We start from the raw sequence: 4,165 nt of genomic DNA, 5'->3' as shown, positions 1-4,165 counted from the left end.
GACAAGCTTTTCTGAACGGAACCCCCTAAGCCGAGTTTTCAAGGTGCTGTCCGCCCACTTGGTTTTCGAGACGGTCTTTTTAATTCTAACGTAAAGCCAACCTAGAACGGCGGGGTTTCCCACCCAAAATTTTCGATGATTAGGGACCGGAAAAAACCGCCGATTCGATATCTTGGCGACTAAGGGAGTATTTAAAAGCGCGATTGATGTCACTGCCGTCATTTGCTGCCCGAAAGTAACGAACGGTTATTTCTTCGATATCGAGGCAGATTTCCGCTTTCCATGTTGGTTTTTCGACGATCCAACAGTGGATATTCTCGGTATTTTTCCGACAACCTAACTTAACTAGCCATGCTTCGATCGCCGGTAAGGGATGATTATAGAGGGGAGTATCGGCAGTGGGAATCTTCATCGCATCTAAATCAAAAATAATTGGGCTACAGTGACGGCATTCTCTCCTCGAAGCATAGCAATAATCACCGCTAGTAACAAGCAGCCCAGCAGGGTGAGTGCCAAGATAAACAAAGCAAAAATTTCTCCTGAAGATAGGGGGCGATCGGTAGGATCGAGATAGGCGCTACGATTAGCTATGGGTTCATCGCTATCGGGGATAGTTTGGATGACATTCCAGCGCGAGTAACCTATCTGTAAATCATACAGGGAACGGCGATCGGGATTACTCAGGGTGGCATAAGCTTCGTTAAGACGCTGGAATTTAACCGTTGCCACTTCGGGGCTGAGTTCGGTAGTATCGGGATGGTATCTTTTGCTTAGTTCCCGATAGGCGCGTCGCACTTCGATCACCGAGGCGCTCGGATGTAGTCCTAGAATGGCATAATAAGTATTGGCAAAGCGCGAGTTAGCGGCAATGACTCGCGAGGTGGTTTGGGAATTATCGCGCTCGAAGGTCACAAGATTTTTTAAACTAAAAATTGTCTTAATATTTTAACCCTGTTGATCATGAAATCTCGTTATCGGCCGCGTCTTCAGATCTGTCTTGTCTTTCTTATTGTTGCTCTGACGAGTTTGTCTCCTTGGCTAACCCCTAGCGCCTATGCGGGGATCGATGATGATCGCCTCGATGGTAATATTTTTGTGGTCTATGCGGGTAATGGTTCCCTCGTACCGCCGCGTTTAAATTTAGCGGAAACTTTTCAACGGAAAATTCCGGCTATTATTGTCTATTATCTGGATGATAGTAGTGATTGTAAGCAATTTGCGGCGATTGTCTCCCGTTTTCAAGAGTTTTACGGTCGCGCCGCCAGTATTATCCCCGTTACTGTCGATTCTATCCCCTTAAAGTCTTCCTATCGTCCCGATGAGCCGGGTTACTATTATCGCGGTGGGGTTCCCCAAACGGTGGTTTTAGACCAACAAGGTAAAGTGGTTTATGATGGTTTGGGCAATGTTAAATATGAAGATGTGGATGATGTCTTAAGAAAGGTTTTTGAGCTTTTGCCTCGATCGCAATCGCTAGAGTTAAAAAGACGCTCTTTTAACGAGTTTAACGCTGAATTGCGCTAGTCACCTCGTTTTTTATCCTCAATTGAACCAAAAATAATCATTTAGAGATGCTGTCAGCAGCGTCTCTATCTTGTTTTTAGGAACAATAAAATTATTTACTTATTGCTTTTATTATTATTTAATATCTATTTAAACCAATAAAAACTAGGCAATTCAGATTTTATCTGAAGTAACATTTGACAAAAATTTGCAACAGTGCCAGACTGAAAAAAGTTTGCTAACCTGATTATATTGAGAACAATAATCATTCTTATAGGTGTGAGAGACAGCAATGAAAATCAAGCAAAATTTCCTAACAGCAGCGATATTACTGGGTTTTTCTGGTCCAGTACTGGCTAATAGTCTCGAAAACCTCTCTAGTAACCCCATGGCACAGGTGACGACGGTGAATCAATTGCGGGATGTTTCTCCCACCGCCTGGGCTTTTGAGGCATTAAGAAGTCTCGTGGAGAGGTATGGTTGTATAGTAGGTTATCCTGACCGTACTTTTCGCGGTGAACGCGCTTTAACTCGTTGGGAATTTGCCGCCGGGTTGAATTCCTGCTTAAATACCCTAGAAAGATTGATTCAAGAAGGAGTAGCGGTATTAAAAGAAGATCTAGACAGAATCAAGCGATTAGTCAGGGAATTCGAGACAGAATTAGCGGCTTTAGGGGCAAGAGTTGATAACTTAGAAAATCGAGTCGCTTTTCTGGAAAATAATCAATTTTCCACCACCACTAAATTAACCGGGGAAGTGGTAATGGCATTATATGGGGTAGCCACAGGAGAAAAAAACGGTGGTGAAGCGATTCCCCAAGTACCAGCTTTTGGTTATCGGGCCCGTTTAGAATTAAATACTAGCTTCACAGGCAAAGATTTACTCTATACCCGTCTAGCAACGGGAAATATTGCCGATTTAGCCGATACTACGGGAACTTTTGAAAGTACCTTAGCCTTTACCCAACCCGACGGCAACGATTTACTGATAGAAGTTTTAAACTACAGTTTCCCCGTAACGGAAAATATCTACCTCTGGTTAGAAGCGACGGGAGGTGCTAAAGATGACTTTACCAATACCCTCAACTTTTTGGATGGAGATGGTGCTAGTGGGGCGCTTTCCGATTTTGGCACCCGCAATCCCCTTTATTTTGCCCCCGGACAAACTGGACTCGGTTTACAGGGTAATTATGGGGCTTTCCAGTTCAGCGCCGGTTATCTTGCCGGGGATGCTAACGATCCTAACCCGGGAGCGGGTTTATTTAACGGTTCCTATACTGCCCTAGCGCAGCTGGGTTATGTTCCAAACGAGAATTTTGGCATTGCTTTATCCTACTTTCATGGTTATAACCAATTAGACACGGGGACGGGAAGTCAGCGCTCGAATTTCCGATTTTTCACCGAAGAACTATTCGGGGAGGCTGTCCCGACCATTAATAATAGTTTGGGTTTACAATTTAGTTGGCGAATTGTCGATGGTTTTGTTCTCGGTGGTTGGGGGGGTTACACAAAAGCTATCACCCTTAGCACTTTAAATGGACAAATAGAACGCGGGGATTTAGATATCTGGAATTGGGCGGTAACTTTGGCTTTTCCTGATTTATTTAAAGAAGGAAATACGGCGGGTATTATTGTTGGTATGCAGCCTTGGGTATCTAATTCTAGCATTAGATTAAATGATGGTAGTGCCACTAATGATCCGGATACTTCCTTTCATATCGAAGGATTTTATGAGTGGAAACTCACCGATAATATTGCCCTTACTCCAGGGGTAATCGTGATTACTTCTCCTAACTCGAATAACAACAATTCTACCTTAGTTATCGGTACTATCCGCACGACTTTTACTTTCTGATTTGTCTAGGCAGCCGGTCAGCAATAAAGATAAAGTATGACGGGATTTGACATCATCTCTCGACGACCGGCTGCTGTTCCGTCGTTCCCCAGTCTCCTATCGCTTTTAAATAGGATTTAGTATCAGTATAACAGTCAGTCAATTTACCATTCGCCGATGAGAATAAGCAGGGTAATTGCAGGTTATTTTGTATAAATTATAACAAACAAAAATACCTGACTATTATTTTTAGCAGGTTGAACTAAGAGGAGTTAATCTGAGAGAAAGTAATACTAAATCCGTTGAGTATAGGCTACTTATGGGGACAGGCAAAAGGCAATAGGCAAAAGGGGCAATAGATAATCAGTCTTTAATAACCGGATTTAGTATAAAAATTTATGTAGGGCTGGCTGAATAAATAGACCTCTGGTAAAAATCAAAAATTGTTGTTAGGGTTAGGAGTCAGTAGCCAGTAGTCATGAGTCAGGAGAATTAAGAATAGACCGCTCACTACCTTAAGAAATCTAGTTGCTCAGAAATTCCAGTTGCCCCTGCATTTCTTCTGGTGACTTGGTGTTAATCAACTTTAATACTCCGCGCATCAAGTCACCGATTTCATATCGTTGTTGTGGAGCTAAAATAATTCCCCTATGAGATAAGCCCTGCTCAATTGTGCCTATATCAGTAGTAGTAGTCATGGTTTGTACTTTGGTGATGAGCCGTGGATGACTCCCCAGTCTAACATTAATTAGGGTCTGCTGAAAAAGTTTTTCGGTGGGGGTTGGGGGTTGGGGGTTGGGGGTTGGGGGTTGGGGGTTGGGGTGTGGG

At 43.2% G+C, this 4,165-nt stretch carries 4 protein-coding genes and 1 pseudogene; 2 read left to right on the top strand and 3 right to left on the bottom strand.

The window, feature by feature from the left end; genetic code table 11:
* Nucleotides 1–139: 139 nt before the first annotated feature.
* Together IM319_RS18620 and IM319_RS18615 are read right to left on the bottom strand one after the other, a co-directional pair.
* Nucleotides 140–412, bottom strand: coding sequence for a DUF3143 domain-containing protein (locus tag IM319_RS18620; RefSeq protein ID WP_004163459.1), 273 nt, complete (start codon nucleotides 410–412; stop codon nucleotides 140–142).
* A 5-nt stretch (nucleotides 413–417) separates the two neighbouring features.
* Nucleotides 418–912 (bottom strand): J domain-containing protein, encoded by a 495-nt coding sequence (locus tag IM319_RS18615; RefSeq protein WP_002763788.1) that lies wholly within the window; start codon nucleotides 910–912, stop codon nucleotides 418–420.
* Between the two features lie 48 nt (nucleotides 913–960).
* Between IM319_RS18615 and IM319_RS18610 the strand changes: the two genes are divergently transcribed.
* Together IM319_RS18610 and IM319_RS18605 are read left to right on the top strand one after the other, a co-directional pair.
* Nucleotides 961–1,524: a thylakoid membrane photosystem I accumulation factor gene (locus tag IM319_RS18610; protein WP_287076000.1), complete on the top strand. Its 564-nt coding sequence runs from the start codon at nucleotides 961–963 to the stop codon at nucleotides 1,522–1,524.
* Between the two features lie 271 nt (nucleotides 1,525–1,795).
* Complete coding sequence (locus IM319_RS18605) at nucleotides 1,796–3,358, top strand: iron uptake porin (RefSeq protein WP_287736539.1); 1,563 nt, start codon at nucleotides 1,796–1,798, stop codon at nucleotides 3,356–3,358.
* A gap of 503 nt (nucleotides 3,359–3,861) precedes the next feature.
* On the opposite strand, the pseudogene IM319_RS18600 reads toward IM319_RS18605, so the two are convergent.
* Nucleotides 3,862–4,165, bottom strand: a pseudogene (locus IM319_RS18600) (hypothetical protein); the annotation flags it as partial.

The sequence above is a fragment of the Microcystis sp. M113S1 genome, assembly GCF_020246945.1.
GTDB lineage: Bacteria > Cyanobacteriota > Cyanobacteriia > Cyanobacteriales > Microcystaceae > Microcystis.
Note: the sequence above shows the minus strand (reverse complement) of the source record. Positions and strands in the feature narration are given on the sequence as shown.